This window comes from Teretinema zuelzerae, assembly GCF_021021555.1.
Classification (GTDB): domain Bacteria; phylum Spirochaetota; class Spirochaetia; order Treponematales; family Treponemataceae; genus Teretinema; species Teretinema zuelzerae.
The window spans coordinates 617,606-632,958 of the sequence record NZ_JAINWA010000003.1; the positions used below are offsets into that span (position 1 = coordinate 617,606).

The 15,353-nt window shown below is 59.6% G+C and carries 14 protein-coding genes; 10 read left to right on the forward strand and 4 right to left on the reverse strand.

All coding sequences use genetic code 11. The features are described from left to right. The first annotated feature begins 113 nt into the window (after nt 1–113). Nucleotides 114–1,139, forward strand: coding sequence for a LacI family DNA-binding transcriptional regulator (locus tag K7J14_RS10050; RefSeq protein WP_230755805.1), 1,026 nt, complete (start codon nt 114–116; stop codon nt 1,137–1,139). Between the two features lie 189 nt (nt 1,140–1,328). Beyond that, nucleotides 1,329–3,962 (forward strand): glycoside hydrolase family 9 protein, encoded by a 2,634-nt coding sequence (locus K7J14_RS10055; protein ID WP_230755808.1) that lies wholly within the window; start codon nt 1,329–1,331, stop codon nt 3,960–3,962. 62 nt (nt 3,963–4,024) lie between these two features. Here the strand turns inward: K7J14_RS10055 and K7J14_RS10060 are convergent, their stop codons facing one another. Then, on the reverse strand, nt 4,025–5,089 hold the full coding sequence (locus K7J14_RS10060) for an SAM-dependent methyltransferase (RefSeq protein ID WP_230755810.1): 1,065 nt from the start codon (nt 5,087–5,089) through the stop codon (nt 4,025–4,027). 38 nt (nt 5,090–5,127) lie between these two features. Between K7J14_RS10060 and K7J14_RS10065 the strand changes: the two genes are divergently transcribed. Beyond that, a complete protein-coding gene (locus K7J14_RS10065) occupies nt 5,128–5,940 on the forward strand; it encodes an alpha/beta hydrolase (RefSeq protein WP_230755812.1) in 813 nt (270 codons plus the stop codon). 79 nt (nt 5,941–6,019) lie between these two features. Here K7J14_RS10065 and K7J14_RS10070 read toward each other — a convergent pair whose 3' ends face one another. After that, nucleotides 6,020–6,979: a tRNA dihydrouridine synthase gene (locus tag K7J14_RS10070; protein ID WP_230755813.1), complete on the reverse strand. Its 960-nt coding sequence runs from the start codon at nt 6,977–6,979 to the stop codon at nt 6,020–6,022. Between the two features lie 26 nt (nt 6,980–7,005). Here K7J14_RS10070 and K7J14_RS10075 point away from each other — a divergent pair, with 26 nt between their 5' ends. The 3 genes from K7J14_RS10075 (at nt 7,006) to K7J14_RS10085 (ending at nt 9,685) form a co-directional block, all read left to right on the forward strand. Continuing rightward, nucleotides 7,006–7,419 (forward strand): ParB/RepB/Spo0J family partition protein, encoded by a 414-nt coding sequence (locus K7J14_RS10075; RefSeq protein ID WP_230755815.1) that lies wholly within the window; start codon nt 7,006–7,008, stop codon nt 7,417–7,419. A 107-nt stretch (nt 7,420–7,526) separates the two neighbouring features. Further along, complete coding sequence (locus K7J14_RS10080; protein WP_230755817.1) at nt 7,527–9,014, forward strand: hypothetical protein; 1,488 nt, start codon at nt 7,527–7,529, stop codon at nt 9,012–9,014. A gap of 14 nt (nt 9,015–9,028) precedes the next feature. Beyond that, nucleotides 9,029–9,685 carry a Crp/Fnr family transcriptional regulator gene (locus K7J14_RS10085; RefSeq protein WP_230755819.1) on the forward strand — a complete coding sequence of 219 codons (657 nt, stop codon included), beginning with the start codon at nt 9,029–9,031 and terminating at the stop codon, nt 9,683–9,685. A 171-nt stretch (nt 9,686–9,856) separates the two neighbouring features. Here K7J14_RS10085 and typA read toward each other — a convergent pair whose 3' ends face one another. Beyond that, nucleotides 9,857–11,692: a translational GTPase TypA gene (gene typA, locus K7J14_RS10090; protein WP_230755820.1), complete on the reverse strand. Its 1,836-nt coding sequence runs from the start codon at nt 11,690–11,692 to the stop codon at nt 9,857–9,859. Nucleotides 11,693–12,211: 519 nt separating this feature from the next. On the opposite strand from typA, the gene K7J14_RS10095 reads away from it, so the two are divergent. From K7J14_RS10095 to K7J14_RS10110, 4 genes are all read left to right on the forward strand, one after another. Next, nucleotides 12,212–13,111 (forward strand): DUF362 domain-containing protein, encoded by a 900-nt coding sequence (locus K7J14_RS10095; protein ID WP_230755821.1) that lies wholly within the window; start codon nt 12,212–12,214, stop codon nt 13,109–13,111. 61 nt (nt 13,112–13,172) lie between these two features. Next, nucleotides 13,173–13,946, forward strand: a complete 774-nt coding sequence (locus K7J14_RS10100; protein WP_230755822.1) for a hypothetical protein — start codon at nt 13,173–13,175, stop codon at nt 13,944–13,946. A 78-nt stretch (nt 13,947–14,024) separates the two neighbouring features. Next, on the forward strand, nt 14,025–14,450 hold the full coding sequence (locus K7J14_RS10105) for a nucleotidyltransferase substrate binding protein (protein ID WP_230755823.1): 426 nt from the start codon (nt 14,025–14,027) through the stop codon (nt 14,448–14,450). Next, a complete protein-coding gene (locus K7J14_RS10110) occupies nt 14,443–14,766 on the forward strand; it encodes a nucleotidyltransferase family protein (protein ID WP_230755825.1) in 324 nt (107 codons plus the stop codon). The genes K7J14_RS10105 and K7J14_RS10110 overlap by 8 nt, the downstream gene beginning before the upstream one ends. Before the next feature lie 26 nt (nt 14,767–14,792). On the opposite strand, the gene K7J14_RS10115 is transcribed toward K7J14_RS10110, so the two are convergent. Beyond that, nucleotides 14,793–15,329, reverse strand: a complete 537-nt coding sequence (locus K7J14_RS10115) for a DUF2179 domain-containing protein (protein WP_230755828.1) — start codon at nt 15,327–15,329, stop codon at nt 14,793–14,795. Between the last annotated feature and the right edge of the window lie 24 nt (nt 15,330–15,353).

Here is a 15,353-nt window from a genome sequence, read left to right on the forward strand (position 1 = left end):
TGCGGGGCGCTTCAGTGATAAAGTCACCGCAAAGCGGCGCGCTCTTATTGTTTACGCAAACCGCTTCATGATAAACTGCCGGGCATACACAACCCGGCAGAGAGGTAAAAATAATGGCTGTTTCAATACGCGACATCGCGAAAAAAGCAAACGTATCCGCCGCGACGGTATCGCTCGTGCTCAACGACTGCGCAGGAGTCTCGGACGCCACGCGCAAACGCATAAAGGAACTGATCGCGGAGTCAGGCTACGTGCCCAACGCCCGCGCGCGATCCTTCTCCGTCGGCAGGGCCGGCGTCGTCGCCCTCATCACCCCGCCCTGGCAAGCCGCCCTCTCCGACCCCTATTACACCGAAATGATCCGCGGGGCCCTGGAAGCAGTCCGCGAACGCGACCAGCAGCTCATCCTAGAAATCTGCGACCGCCGCTTCACCGAACACAAACTCTGGAAAAGCCTCTTCGACTCGAAAAAAATAGACGGCATGCTCATCGCCACGCCCTACCTCGACCAGGACTATCTTCCGGAACTCTATCGCCTGGGCTACCCCGCCCTCCTCATAAACGGCGAACGCCCCGATCTTCCCCTCATGCCCTGCATCGGCTACGACGACTTCCTCTGCGGCGTGGAGGCAACGAATTTGCTGCTCCAGCTCGGCCATACCCGCATCGCGCACATATCGGGACCGGCGAACCAGGCTTCCGCCATATACCGGGTGAAAGGGTACCGGCGGGCGCTCGACAACGCCGGCGTCTCGATTCCCGAATCCTACATCGCCGACGGAAACTACATGCCCCTGGAAGCCAAGGCGGCCCTCATCCCCCTCCTCGAACTTCCCGCCCACCAACGCCCCACCGCCTTCTTCTGCGCGAACGACACCATGGCGGCTTCGGTCGTCACGGCGCTGCAGGAAAGAGGATTCCGCGTTCCGGACGACTTCTCCGTAATCGGCGTGGACGACAACCGCGTCGCCCGCGAAATCAAGCCCGAACTCACCACCTTCCGCCAGGACATCTACAGCCTCTCGCACAAAGCCACCAACATCCTGCTGGACGCCATCGCCTCCAAGGACCCGACCATCCAATCCACCCGACTCCCCATGGAACTCGTCCAACGTAAATCCTGCGCGAGAAACAGGTAAAAAGTTTTCAAGGACTCAAGGCCGAGGCAGAACAGGCCCCGGCCGGCGCGGGCGGGAAGGCCGGAGCCCCCGGCACGGAGGTCCCTGCAGGGGCGTATCGTTTCGTAATTTTTTCTTCTCAAAACCCGTAAAGCGGGTTACTCTACATTGATTGAATCCGGAAACAAACTTCGCTTCAAGGAGACACAAATGGGCAATCGATTGCAGAGGGCGGGACTGCTCGCGTTATTCATCGCGGCTCTCGCGGCGCCCGCGGCCGCTGAATCGCAGACTATTCAAGTTCCTCCGGGGAAACCCGGCGAACTCGCGTACATCCCCTATCCGGTTACTATAACCGTCGACGGAAACACCTCGGAGTGGGCAGGAATTCCCGCGTACACCGTCGATACAGGCCCCTACGTTTCCGGCGATACAACGGATAACGGACAGTTCGTCTGGTCCATCTGCGCCGATATGCGGAATATCTACATCCGCATGGAAATGCCGGACAAGAAAATCATTGCAGGCAGGCACGGACAGAACTTCTGGAACGAGGATTCTTTCGAATTTTACTTCAACCTCTCCGGAGATCTGGACGCCGCGGCCTACGGCCAGGGAATCGTGCAGGCGAACATCAACGCGACGAATATCGGCAAGGACGATCCGACCGGACTTTCCCTCACCGGAGTCCGCTTCATCGAGGAGGGCTACGATGTATCGGGCTACGCGTTCAAAACGGACTCGGGCTGGGGAGTGGAACTGGCAATGAAACTCGACAACAATCTCGCTCCCTACCATGGATTCACCATCGGCATGCAGTTTCAGGCGAACGGCGCGACGGCTAAAGACCGCGACTCGAAGCTGATCTGGTCGATCTACGATACGGGCGACAACTCCTGGAAAAATCCGAAGCTCTTCGGGACCGGGGTGTTTTATAAACTCGGAAGCGCCGACATTCCCGAACCCTCGCGGAAAAACCTTCCCAAAATCGTCGCGAGAAAGAACCAACCGCTGGACAAGCTCCCGAAAGTGCGGGTCAACCAGCTCGGATACCTCCCCAAGGCGGCCAAGTGGGCAGCGGCGGTCATCGACGCGGCCGAGCCGGTCGACTGGGAGCTCGTCGACTCGAACGGCAAGATCGCCGCGAGCGGCAAAACGATTCCGCTCGGAATCGACTTGAGCTCGAACGACCCCCTGCATAGAATCGACTTCTCCGCCTTCAAAAAAGAAGGAACCGGCTACGTGCTCAAGGCAGCGGGAGCGGAGAGCTTCCCCTTCGACATCGCGGCGGATCTCTATCACGGCCTTTCCAAAGACGCGATGCGCTATTTCTATCTCAACCGTTCGGGAATCGCCCTGGACGAATCCCTTGCCGGAGAGTGGGCCCACGGGCCCTGGTACGCCTCGGACGCGGAAACCAGGCCGTTCTCTGGGAAGGACTCGTTCGGAGTCGAATGGCCGGAGCGCGGCTATGTTTTGAACGCCTCCAGGGGATGGTTCGACGCGGGAGACTACGGCAAGTACGTCGTGAACGGCGGAATCTCGGTCTGGACCCTTCTCAATATCTACGAACGCAATCCGAGTCAGTTCCCCGACGGATCGCTCGGAATTCCCGAGGCGGGAAACAAGATCCCGGACATCCTCGACGAAGCCCGATTCGAGATGGACTTCATGCTCGGCATGCAGGTTCCCGAAGGCTATGATCAGGCGGGAATGGCGCACCACAAGCTCCATGAACCGGTGTGGTCGCCGATGCCGCACCGGCCGGCCGAACGGACGGACGACCGCTTCGCGTTCGCTCCCTCTACCGCGGCGACTCTCAACCTGGCCGCGAGCGCGGCGCAGATGGCCCGCCTGATTAAACCCTTCGACGACGCCTATTCCGCGCGGTGCCTCGCCGCGGCAGAACGCGCCTGGAAGGCCGCGAAGGAAAACCCCGAGTTCAAATACGGCCGCATTCCGGGAAACGGCGGCGGCAACTACGACGACTTCAATCTTGAAGACGAATACTACTGGGCGGCCGCCGAGCTGTTCATTACAACGGGAAGCGCCGTCTACAAGGACGAAATCGCGAAGGCTCTCGGAAGCGACAAGATTCTCGCCGCTCCGATCGGTCCGAACGGACCGATGTACTGGGGCGGAGTCTCGACGCTCGGACACCTCTCGCTCGCCCTCAACGGCGATGCAATCGGCGAAGCGGAACGGGCAACAATCGGTTCGTTGATTATTAACGGAGCCGATCGGTATCTCGGACAAATCAGGGACGAAGGATACCTCGTTCCAATGTTCGAATACGAATGGGGCTCGTCTTCCAGCGTGCTTAATAAAATGATTCTCATGGCCTACGCCTACGACGCGACGGGGACGAAAGAGTATCTCGACGGATTCGCGATATCGATGGATTATCTTCTGGGGCGCAACGCCCTCTGCAAGAGCTTCGTCGCCGGCTACGGCAAAAATCCCGTCCATTATCCCCATCACCGCTTCTGGGCGGACGATCCGGACTCAGGCTATCCGCCGCCCCCTCCGGGAGCGCTTTCAGGCGGTCCCAACGAAAAGGCCAACGACGACGCGACGTCCTTCATGGTCGCTAAAGTTGCACGATCCAAGCGCTACGCGGACGACATCCGATCCTTTTCGACCAACGAGGTCGCCATCAACTGGAACGCCCCGCTCGCCTGGGCCGCTTCCTATCTGGACGAACAATACAATCCGGCCTCCGGCATCAAACCTGCCGGCAAGAAAACCGCATTCCCGGCAGCCGGGGCGATCATCGGAATAATCGGAGCGCTTGCCGCGATCCTTCTCGCAGCCGCCGCCGTCGTTATAAAAAGAAAAAAATGATTGAAAGCCCGGCGCCGTTATAGCGTCGGGCGTATCTCTGCGAATTTCTGATTCTACTGAGTTTATACCCTGAATTTAGACGAGTACACGAAAATTTCCTGGCGGTTGTGGGCCAGCTGGACGCACTGCAGATTTTCGAAGCCGATCTGGCCGAGGCGCTTGAGAAAGAACGGGATATCGGAAGCGTATTTCCAGTCGTTCAGCTTCAGGGTCAAAAATCCGCGGCGGACGGCGAGTTTTTTTCCGTGAATATCGCGGAGCAGGCCGATCACGTGGGAAAGCTCGCCGAGCGCGTCCTTCGGGGGAATGCTCATGTCCATCACGATCCAGTCGGGATTAACGCCGGAAAGATCCGAAGCCTCGGCGTAGCGCGCGGGTTTACGGACGTGGCGGAAGCCCTTGCGCGCCGCGACCGATTCCGCCATGAACTGGGGATCTATCCCGATTACGCTGAAACCGCGGTCCAGAAGAGCAGTCGTCGCGCCGCCGGGCGCGCAGCCTATCTCCAGGGCCTGCCATCCGCTCTGTACGACGGGATTGAAACGGAGAAGCGCTTCTTCGATCTTGAACCAGGCGCGCGAAGGCGAATGGGCCGGCAATTCAAGGGGCGGAATGTTTCCCGGAAAGGGCGAGAGACGGGCCGAATGCAGGTGGCGCCCCAAAAACACATGAAAATCGTCTATCCATATCAGATCGTAGACCCGGTCGCCGGGCGCAAGAGGTGCCGAAGGCGGAAGCTTGCAGCGGGACGCGAGAAAGGCTGAGACTTCCGCAATGGACCGGATTTTCTCGTCAACGGCGTATCCCTCGATTTCGTCTCCCGGAACGAAGCGGTCGCGGTCGAACGCGTGCACGGCAGCTCCTTCGGGAACGCGTGCGAGCAGGGCGGAGAGGGCGGCAGGGTAGCGAGTTTGATCGACCGCTTCCCCCCACAGCCGGGCAAACACCGGCGCCGGCAGGACGAGGGCAGGAGATTCGGCCGCGGAGTCGGAAAGCTCCTCCTTAAAGGTAACGAAGCCCGGCCGGGAAAAGGCGAAGCGGAGGGAAGGATGAACTGAAAGAACCTCTGCTTTCAAAGCCTTCTCGGCTCCGATCTGGCAGGTGGAAAAATAAAAACGTGAATTCATAGCGCGACTATACTCCACTCCGTGGTATCATTACCAGCATGAAAACACTCGACGCGCTTCTCAAAATCGGTTCTTCAAAAAAAATCGGATCCTCCGCGATACCGGAGTGTCTCCCCTTCTCCATCGATCCGCCGGGAGCGACCGAAGCAGTCCTCCTCCTCCACGGCTTCACCGGAAACCCCGCAGAGCTGCGGGCGATCGGAAACGCCCTCGCGGACGCCGGATACGCTGTACACGCGCCCCGGTATCCGGGCCACGGCTCGAACCGCGCGGACTTCCTCGGGACCAAGGCCGCCGACTGGGTGCGCCGCGCCTTCGACGCCAGAATGGAACTCGGAGCGAAGTATAAAACGGTGCATGTCGCGGGCCACTCGATGGGCGGGGTCATCGCCTCGGTCGTCGCCTCCGCCTTTGAAACGCCGCGGCTCATCCTGTTGGCGCCGGCCTTCGTGCTCGGCATCAAGGGAACGAAACTCACCCCATTCATCGCGCCCTTTAAAAAGGTGGGAATTCAAAACCGCCCGCCGTCGCCTGCGGACAAGGATCATCCCGTCCGCTCGGTTCTCCACCGCGAATACTGGATGGACGACATGATCGGCCCGAGCGCGGAACTTCTGGAACTGTCGAAAAAAGCGAAAAAAAATCTTGAACGCATCGAATCGAAGGTGCTCGCTATTCTCGGCTCGAACGACGCGACGGTGCCCCTGCCCGTACAGGACGTGCTCAAGGATAAGCTGATTTCAGCCGCATCGCTCGACATCAAAGTGATCGAAGGAGCCGGCCACCTCTTCCCCTTCGACGAAAGCGCCGCCGAAACGGCTTCCATCGCGGTCAAGTGGCTAAAGAGCTGATGAGTCTTTAAAATCGAGGCAGGGAGCCGGACGGAGGGCGAAAGGGCTCCGCGCGGAGCCCCCGCGTTCGAAAGAAATATCAGGGGTCGATCTTCGTTCCGGCGAACAGGGCTTCCACCGCGGCAAGGTAGGCCTCGGGCGTTTTCGCCTTGAGGATTCCCGGAGGAGCCGCGCCTCCGCGGGGCGCTCCCGAATAGCCGAAGGAGTGGCCCAGATAGCTCCAGATTTCCTTCATTTTGTCCAAGAGGTGTCCCGGGCCGTAGAGATCGCGCCGATACCTGGCGTAGAGCCCTTCGTGATAGGCGCGGAGCTTGGCGAGCTCGTCCTTCGGGCGGGAGCCCGTTTTTATCTGCTCGGGTAAAAATGGATCCATGAGCGCCCCGCGTCCGATCATCCACGAATCTATTGAAGGAAAACGAGAGCGGAGAGACAGAAATCGTTCGTAGTCGAAAATGTCGCCGTTGTAGACGGTTTCGTGCGCGCACAGCTCCAGAGCCTCCGCGAAGCCGTCGAGGTCCACCGTTCCGCGGTACATCTGCTTACCGACCCGCGGATGAACGATGACGCGGGAAAGCGGGTAGTCGTTCAGCACCGGAAAGAGGGCTCTCATGTCGCGCTTGTCCTCGAGTCCGAGCCTGATTTTCACCGAAAGCTTGAACGTCCCTGCGGAACACAGCACGTCCAGGATTGAACGAACAGCGGAGGGATCGGCAAGCAAACCCGAACCCCTGCCCTTCTTGGCGACCATCGAGTAGGGGCAGCCCATGTTGAGGTTGATCTCGTCGTAGCCGAGCTCGACGATGCGCGCGGCGCATTCAAGGAGGGCGTCCCGGGAGCCGGCGAGTATCTGTGGCTCGACTGGAACGCCGGACTGGGCGTCCGGCGCGATGTCCCGGAAATGCTTCGCCTCCGGGCGCGAAGCCGCGGCGGCCGGAATAAAGGGCGCGATCGCCCGGTCGAAACCCGTAAAATGCGAAAACCATTCGTTCCGCACGGTTTTGTTCGTAACCCCGTGAAGGGGAGCTAAATACAATGTCATACGAAAAATGAGTGTATACTAATTGCATGAGTATGACGATAGAACAAAACATTCAGGATTTTCTGCGCGGAGAGGGAAACAACTCAGGTCTCGCGGACGGGTTGTTGATCGAAGAACGGATCTATCACGGACCGCTCATCCTGAACGCCGATCGGCTGGAGCGATGCACGGGGCCGGAGCCGCACATGCGGTATCGGACGGACGCGGAAAACTTTGAAAGGCGGGTCGCGGGAATCATGGACCGCGTGCGGAACGGGGGGAACCTCTTTCCGCTTTTGGTCAATTACGAGCGCGGCCGCTTCACGATCAACGACGGGAATCACCGGCTCGAGGCCTATGCGCGGATGGGAATACAAAAAATCGAGGCGATAGTCTGGATCACCGCCTCGGACGAAGCCTCCCGTTCCGCCTGGGAAGCGGAGACCGCAGCCTTTCTGTGAAGGCGTTCACACGTGAGCTTCACACTCCGGACGGGTTGCGGGGACTATGCTTTAGGCAAGAGAAGGACGATCCTGTATGAAGGATCGCCCTTCCCGAAGGAGCGGCTATGAAAACCATGATTGATTCGATCGATGGAGAGCTCTGCCTCGAGGCAGGCTCGGGATGGATGAGCAGGTTCGAAGCGTCTCAGCTTGCATCGGGCGACGTGGTGCTGTGCGACAATCTCGCCGGACAGGCGATGACGCTCAGCTTCAACGGGTCTTTTTTCGCCCAGGCGGATCTGGTGATTGCAGATCTGGCGGTAGCTGATCCGGCGGCGGCTGATCCGGCGGTAGCTGATCCGGCGGCGGCTGATCCGGCGGTAGCTGATCCGGCGGCGGAACCCGGCGGAAGCCGAAACGCGAATAAAAAGGCGGTGTGCGCCGCGCGCATCAGAAGCTTGACGCCGAACGCTTGGAGCGCGCCGGTTCCCGACCGCGGAAGCGAGGCCTGCGAACTTGTGCCGTTTACGATACGGCTCGCCTGCGCGCGCTACGCGCTGAAAAGCCTCGAGGGCTCAGGAGAGGCGACACTGGTGCACATGAACACGGCGTACACGGAAGAAGGAAACGCGCGGCTCTATATTGCCGGCTTTCCGGCTGCCCGGGGAACGCTGGTCGTGAGGGATGAAAACTGGGGAATCAGGATAGACGAAGCCGAAGGAAGTCTCGCGGCGGGAAGCGAAATCCGGACGACCTCGGCCTATCTCCGCGCCGGAGGCGAGGCGCAAAAGGCGAAAACCTACGACGCCCGCAGGCCCGACTTCGTGACCAAGCCGATGCTGGATCTGTTTTCTGCTGTCCACGAGGAATTCGCGCGGTCGCTCCGGGCGGTGTACCCGGCGGCGAAATCAGTCCGGCTGGTCTCGACCGACCAGCTCGCCTTTTACGAATGGGTTGAACCGAAATCCGGCGCAGAACAGGCGGTCAGCATGCTTTCGATGCGCCCGACCGGCCGGACGGCTCAAAACGAGGCGGCAGGAGAGCTTCCCGCGAAACTCTGCGTGAATCCCGAAATTCGTGCGATTTCGCGCGATACGGGCGATTGCGCGGACTGCGGGCCGGAAGCGGCGCTTCCGCTGTTCGACGACGCCTTCGAAGCCGATTACCGCGCCTGGTGGCGGAACCGCTCGCCGGGAGAAGACGGCTGCTTCTGCCTCTTGAGCTCAGGTCACGCGCTCGCGCGGATCTTCCCGGACGCCGAGGACCGCCAGCAGTTCGCCGCCTGCCTGCGCAACGGCTGGAAGAGATGCCTCGACGCGCGCTTCGCGGAACTCCGGGAATTCCCGGCCGCCGGCGCGTCAAACAATGAGGGAAAAAGCGCGACAGACAAATCGGCCGCCGGCGCGACAGACAAGTCGACCGCCGGCGCGATAGACAAGTCGACCGCCGGCGCGCCTGGATGGAAAAAAGAAGACCTCTACGAAGTTCTCGATGCATGGGCGATGATTCTGACGGCGGTATTCGCCGTGGCGACAGATACCGGGGAGGAAACGTTCGAGCTGGCCTATCCGCTTTCCGCCCTCCAGTCTCTGTGCCCGCGGTTCAGGGCTTAGCAGTGGAGCGGTTCATGACGGACGGCGAAATTCTGGAGCTCGCTGCTTCGCTGTACGGCGAAGCGGTGCCGGGAAAAGAACTCCTGCGCTGCGGAACGCCCAAGACGCACCGGGCGGGGCGCGTGCTCGCCTGCCAGGGCGACGAGGCGACTGAAGCCCACCTTGTGCTCGCCGGCAGGTTCTTCTGCCGGAAATACCGCACGGACGACAGCCTCATCCCCCTGCCGGCGCTCGAGCGGGGCGCCTGGTGCGGAGCCGCGGAATGCGCGGACGGAGGAGCCTACCTCTACGAAGCGATCGCGGCGGAGGAAAGCGTGACGCTCTGTTTCGCGCGGCCCAACTTCGCCCTCTTGCGGCGGAGATGCCCGCTCTTTGATTCTGTCGCGTTGATTCCGTCCCTTTCGCAGGAGCTCAGGCGCCTGCATTCCCGCCTCGCGGACTCAAGCCCTCTCGACCGCCTTGTGAGCTACCTGTTAGCCCAGCGGCGGAGCATCGGAGGCGTGGAAAAGCAGCGGGTTTCGATTACGCAGGCGGAGCTCGGGGCTGCTATCGGCTGCACCCGGGAGACGGTAAACAAGTACCTGGGGCTGCTCGCCGGGCGGGGACTGATCGAACTGGAGCGGAGCTCCGTCGTCGTGCCGAGCTGGGAAAAACTGGCGGATTACCAGTAGAAAAGTGGAAGAGCTTTCTTTCTTCGGGCCAGGGATAGAAGCAGAGACCCCGCAGCGCGGTAGTTCCGCGCGAGGAGTCGCCGCGGATAGCCCGGCGACGAAGGGCCGATGCGGCTGCGCGGAGCGCAGGCGCGGCGGAACTTCGGCGGGACCCCTGATCTTGATGGTATATTATTTGGTGCGGGCGATTTTGCGGCGTTCGACTTCGCTCAACACGATTTTTCGCACGCGCACCGATTTGGGAGTGACTTCGACCATTTCGTCCTCGTGGAGGAGGAGAATCGCGCGCTCGAGGGTCATCGGCTGGATGGGCGTGAGGGTCAGGGCTTCGTCCTTGGTGGTGGAGCGCATGTTGGAGAGCTTTTTTTCCTTTGCGGGATTGACCACCAGGTCGAATTGCAGATTGTGCTGGCCGATGACCATGCCTTCGTATATGGGTTCGCCGGCTACGATGAAGAGCTGGCCGTGGGGTTCGAGGTGGAAGAGTCCGTAGGTGACGCTCGCGCCGTTGTGGTCGGAAACGAGGAAGCCGTTGGAGAACTCGTCGAAGTCGCCGCGGTATTCTTCGAATCCGGTGACGATCGCGTTCATGATTCCGGTTCCCTTGGTGTCGGTGAGGAACTGGTCGCGGTAGCCGATGAGGGCGCGCGAGGGAACCGAGAATTCAAGGTGGACGCGGCCGCCCTGCTGGCTGAGGTAGGAGAGCATGCGGCCCTTGTGGCCTGCGAGCTTCATGGTGACGTTGCCCGCGTACACTTCCGCGCAATCGATGTACACATGTTCGATCGGCTCCATTTTTTTCCCGTCTACGTATTTAAAGATCACCTCGGGCCGCGTTACGCCGAGTTCGTAGCCTTCGCGCCGGAGCGTTTCGATGAGGATGACCAGCTGGAATTCGCCGCGGCCGCGGACGAGAAAGCCGCCGCCGATGTTTTCTTCGTCTACCAGGAGGGAGACGTTTTTAAGCGTTTCCTTTTTCAGGCGTTCGAGCAGCTGGGTTGAGGTGGGGTTCTTGCCTTCGGTTCCTGCTATGGGAGAGGTGTTCACCGAGAAGCGCATGGACACGGTCGGCTCGTCTATGACGATGCGCGGCAGGGCCTTGGGCGCGTCGCGCGTGCACACGGTGTCTCCTATTTTAACGTTTTCGATCCCGGAAAGCACGATGATGTCGCCGCTTTCGGCCGTTTCGGTTTCGACAAGCTTGACGCCGTCGTAAGTTTGCAATTTGGTTACGCTGAGGTTCTTTCTGACGTCCCCTTCGCCGATGCAGGCGAGAGCGTCGCGGGCGTGGGCTTTTCCGTTGATCACCTTGCCGATGGCCTGGCGGCCGAAAAAGTCGGAATAGGAAAGATCGGAGACGAGCATCTGGAAGGGTTCGGCGCTGCTGAAGGAAGGAGCGGGGATTTTCTCGAGTATCATGTCGAAGAGGGCCGAAAGGTCGCCGGTTTCGTAATCGCCTTCCAGGGTCGGCCGGGCGATGCCCCGTTTGCCGACGGCGTACAAGAGGGGAAAATCGAGCTGTTCGTCGTTCGCGCCGAGATCGATAAAGAGATCGTAGACGTCGCTCAAGACAGCGGCGGTGCGCGCGTCGGGGCGGTCGATCTTGTTGACGACCACGATGACCGAGCGGCCGAGGCCGAGGGCTTTGCCGAGCACGAAGCGAGTTTGCGGGAGGGGGCCTTCGGAAGCGTCGACGAGGAGGACGACGCCGTCGACCATGGAAAGCGCGCGTTCCACTTCGCCGCCGAAGTCGGCGTGGCCGGGGGTGTCGAGGATGTTGATTTTCACGTCTTTCCATACTACGGAGCAGTTTTTCGCCGCTATCGTGATGCCGCGCTCGCGTTCAAGATCCATGCTGTCCATGAGCCGCTCAGGCACGTCCTGGCCTGCGCGGAAGGTGCCCGACTGGCTGAACATGGCGTCCACCAGAGTTGTTTTGCCGTGATCGACATGTGCGATGATGGCGATGTTGCGGATTGCGGGGTTCGATGCGTCTGCGTTCTTCAATATAAAACCTGATTTCTCGTATGAGGAGGGTAAAGATTGCTGAAGACTACCCTTTCCCGGCAGAAAAGTATACAGCACCGGCAGCTAACACGCGGGTCGGCGGCTTGCACGCGGGGTGGCGGCTTGAGCCTCGCCGGCGGCTCACACGCGGGCCGGCGGCTTGCAGGCGGGCCGGCGGCTTGCACCCGGGCCGGCGGCTGACACGCGGGCCGGCAGCTAACACGCGGGCCGGCGGCTTGCACGCGGGTCGGCGGCTTCCACGCGGGCTGGTGGCATGCACGCGGGTCGGCGGCTTGCACCCGGGGTGGCGGCTTGCACGCGGGGTGGCGGCTTGCACGCGGGGTGGCGGCTCACACGCGGGCTGGCGGCTTGCACGCGGGCTGGCGGCTTGCGCCCGGGCTGGCGGCTCACACGCGGGCCGGCGGCTTGCACGCGGGGTGGCGGCTTGCACGCGGGTCGGCGGATTGAGCCTCGCAGACCGCTTGCCCGGGAGCCGGCCGATATGAGAAACTGGGGGCGATGAAAACGAAAGCCGATGATTTTGCCTCTCTGCTGCGCTCCTGGGGCGCAAGCGATGTTTCCTGGACGCGAGTAAGCGACGGACCCGGAGGGCTTCCCTGGGCGGTATCGATCGCAGTGAGGCTCTCGGACGCCGTAATTGACGAAATAGAAACAGAACCCACCTATACGTATTTCCATCACTACCGGACGGCTAACGCCTTTCTCGACCGCCTCTCTCTGCAGGCGGGCCTGCATGTACAGGCTGAGGGGGCGAGCTACATCGCTGTCGCGGCGTCGCAAAGCTCGCCCGACTCGCCGTTCGAGGGCCGTTACTCGCACAAGAAGGCCGCCTGCCTGGCCGGGCTCGGCTCGATGGGGCGCAGCGGACTCTTCCTCCACCGCCGATGGGGTCCCCGCGTAAGGCTCGCGACCCTTTTCACCGACTGGCCGGAGTTGGCCGCGCCTGTTGCGGTAAGAGGGCACAGTGTCGTGCACGGCGACGCGGAGGCGGTATGCGGACACGCAGGCGGGAGCGCAGAATCCGCAAGTGTAAGCGGGCACGCTTTTGCGGCTAGTTGCTCGGAGGCGGTAAGCGGACACGCGGGCGGGAGCGCGGAATCCGCAAGTGTAAGCGGGCACGCGGGCGGGAGCGCGGAATCCGCAAGTGTAAGCGGGCACGCTTTTGCGGCTAGTTGCTCGGAGGCGGTAAGCGGACACGCGGGCGGGATTCTCGCCGAAACGTGCACGCACTGCAGGCTCTGCGTGGATGCCTGCCCGGCAGACGCCATCGGATTCGAATCGGATCGAGCCGTATTCCATCCGCAAAAATGCAGTTCGTGGATGAAAAAGGCCTACCAGCATATCGGCCGCGGAGCCGTCTGCGGAATTTGCATGAAAGTCTGTCCGGCGGGTCGCTGATATCGCGCGCCTGGAAGAGTGCTCTTGCCGGTTCGGCCGAAGCGCATATACTTAAATTCTGATGAATAAAAGATTTGCCCTTTTTTCAGCCATGATCGTTCTCTCGGCGTTCAGCCTTTCAGCCCAACGGTTGTTTACTATCCATGCGCTCAAATACCCTCCGTTTCTGGGAAAAAATCTTCCGGGCCAGGGCATAACGATGGAGATAATCAGGGCAGCTCTCGCAGCGGAAAACGCCCGCGCTGAATGCGTGTTTATGCCGGTCGCGCGGGGAACCGCGCTTATGAAAAGCGGCGAGATACCCGTCGGCATTTTCGGCTTCCAGCTCGACGGTTATCCTCATCTCAAACCGGTCGGCCTCGGTAAGACGAGGGTCAACCTCTATACCTACAATAAAGATCCTCAGCTCGTCTGGAACGAAGCGCTAGATCTTATCAAGTACCGGGTCGGCAGCCTCAGGGGACTCCCCTCGCTTTCAAAACTAACCGACGCAGGAGTCGCCGTCGATATATCGGAAACGCCTGAAGTCCTCATCAAAAAGCTGAGACTCGGCCGCATCGATATCGCGATTCTCATAGACGCGACAGAATTCCATCTCACGACTTCGCTGTATCCGGCAGAGCGGAATTTATTCCGTCCGATGAAAAAAACCTGGACCGAAGTGACGTACGGAGTCGTCTCCAACATCGAAACCGCAGAAGGCAGAGCTTTTTTCGACGCGATGGGCCGAGGAATGAGAACAATAGTCGAAAATGGAACATATCTGAGAATTCTCGAGCAAATCTACGGAAAGGGTCAGGTTCCGCCGGATATGAGAAACCCGCCGGAATTGTGAACGACCGGAAGATCTGAATATTTCGCAGACTCTATGATATTAAGCAAATGAAAAAAATCAAGATTTGAAAGGACCGCAATGGAAAACGACATCCGCTGGATTCAACGATTCGAGAATTTTAAAACGGCTTTCGCGGCTTTGACTGAAGCTGTCGAACTCACCAATGCCCGGGAACTTTCAAAGCTTGAAAAGCAAGGACTCATTCAGTCATTCGAGTTTACGCATGAAATCGCATGGAATGTACTGAAAGACTATCTTCAATGGAAAGGAATTTTCGGCATCGTTGGATCGAAGGACAGCACGCGGGAAGCCTTTAAAAATGAATTGATTTCGGCCGGGGATATATGGATGGAAATGATTACAGCCAGAAATCTCGCTTTCCATACATACAATCAATCCATCGTCGAAGCCGTGTACGCCTCGATCACGCAATCCTTCTTTCCGGCTTTTTTTGAATTTTTGCAACGCTTTCAAGCAATAGCCGAACAGAGCTCCGATGAATAACGACTTTGGTTTAAGCGTCGAAACGATTGCAAAGATTCGCTCGGTTTTTGCCGCGCACCCCGAAATCGAACAAGCTCGCATTTACGGATCAAGAGCAAAGGGAAATTACAGAACGGGATCCGATATCGACGTATGCCTGAGCGGAAACAGCGAACTTATACATGCAAATTTCCACACGCTGCTCAATGAGCTCGACGACGCAATGCTTCCCTACACGATGGATATATCGATATACGATTATATCGAAAATCCGGCCCTGACCGAACATATCGATCGGGTCGGACAACTGTTTTATTCAAAATCAGGCATAGAGTAATTCGCGTCGTCCGAACGAAGCTTCTTTCATTTTCTCGAGGGCGCTCCGGCGGACGCGCTCCTGATGTCGTCGATGACGATGAAACCGGCAGGATCTATCTTGCGGGCGAGAGACTGGATTTTCGAAACATCACGCCGTTTCGCCTGTAGGAACAGAAGAGATACGGCGCCGTCGCGGCCGGAGCCTTCGAACACGGTAACGCGGTATCCGGCCTCGCGCAAGGAAGCGGCCGACTCCTCGCCCTTCGCGGAGAAAATACGAATAACCTGGTCGCCGATCTTGAAAAGGTTTTCGATAGTCATTCCGCAGAATGTTCCCGTCGCGAAACCGAGCGCGAACGCCACGGCGGTCAGGGGATCGCTCATGTCCTTCAATACGCGGGACACCGCGAACACCCAGATAAGCGACTCGGCAAACGCGGCGAAAAAGGCGGGAAGCTTTCTCCCCCGTATCACCATCGCGTGCCTGAACGTTCCGAGAGACACATCCGCCACGCGGGCGATGAAAATCGTCAAAGCTAATAAAATCTGCGGCTGCGAAAACAAGAAAACACCTCGGTGCATGAATTTTGCCGGAGCAATACACAT

Excerpts from the sequence above, each read along its gene's own strand:
- K7J14_RS10080 (WP_230755817.1), top strand. The coding sequence starts at position 7,527 with ATGAAAACCATGATTGATTCGATCGATGGAGAGCTCTGCCTCGAGGCA.
- K7J14_RS10085 (WP_230755819.1), top strand. The coding sequence starts at position 9,029 with ATGACGGACGGCGAAATTCTGGAGCTCGCTGCTTCGCTGTACGGCGAA.
- K7J14_RS10065 (WP_230755812.1), top strand. The coding sequence starts at position 5,128 with ATGAAAACACTCGACGCGCTTCTCAAAATCGGTTCTTCAAAAAAAATC.
- K7J14_RS10070 (WP_230755813.1), bottom strand. The coding sequence starts at position 6,979 with ATGACATTGTATTTAGCTCCCCTTCACGGGGTTACGAACAAAACCGTG.
- K7J14_RS10110 (WP_230755825.1), top strand. The coding sequence starts at position 14,443 with ATGAATAACGACTTTGGTTTAAGCGTCGAAACGATTGCAAAGATTCGC.
- K7J14_RS10095 (WP_230755821.1), top strand. The coding sequence starts at position 12,212 with ATGAAAACGAAAGCCGATGATTTTGCCTCTCTGCTGCGCTCCTGGGGC.
- K7J14_RS10115 (WP_230755828.1), bottom strand. The coding sequence starts at position 15,329 with ATGCACCGAGGTGTTTTCTTGTTTTCGCAGCCGCAGATTTTATTAGCT.
- K7J14_RS10060 (WP_230755810.1), bottom strand. The coding sequence starts at position 5,089 with ATGAATTCACGTTTTTATTTTTCCACCTGCCAGATCGGAGCCGAGAAG.
- K7J14_RS10075 (WP_230755815.1), top strand. The coding sequence starts at position 7,006 with ATGAGTATGACGATAGAACAAAACATTCAGGATTTTCTGCGCGGAGAG.
- K7J14_RS10055 (WP_230755808.1), top strand. The coding sequence starts at position 1,329 with ATGGGCAATCGATTGCAGAGGGCGGGACTGCTCGCGTTATTCATCGCG.
- K7J14_RS10050 (WP_230755805.1), top strand. The coding sequence starts at position 114 with ATGGCTGTTTCAATACGCGACATCGCGAAAAAAGCAAACGTATCCGCC.
- K7J14_RS10105 (WP_230755823.1), top strand. The coding sequence starts at position 14,025 with ATGGAAAACGACATCCGCTGGATTCAACGATTCGAGAATTTTAAAACG.
- K7J14_RS10100 (WP_230755822.1), top strand. The coding sequence starts at position 13,173 with ATGAATAAAAGATTTGCCCTTTTTTCAGCCATGATCGTTCTCTCGGCG.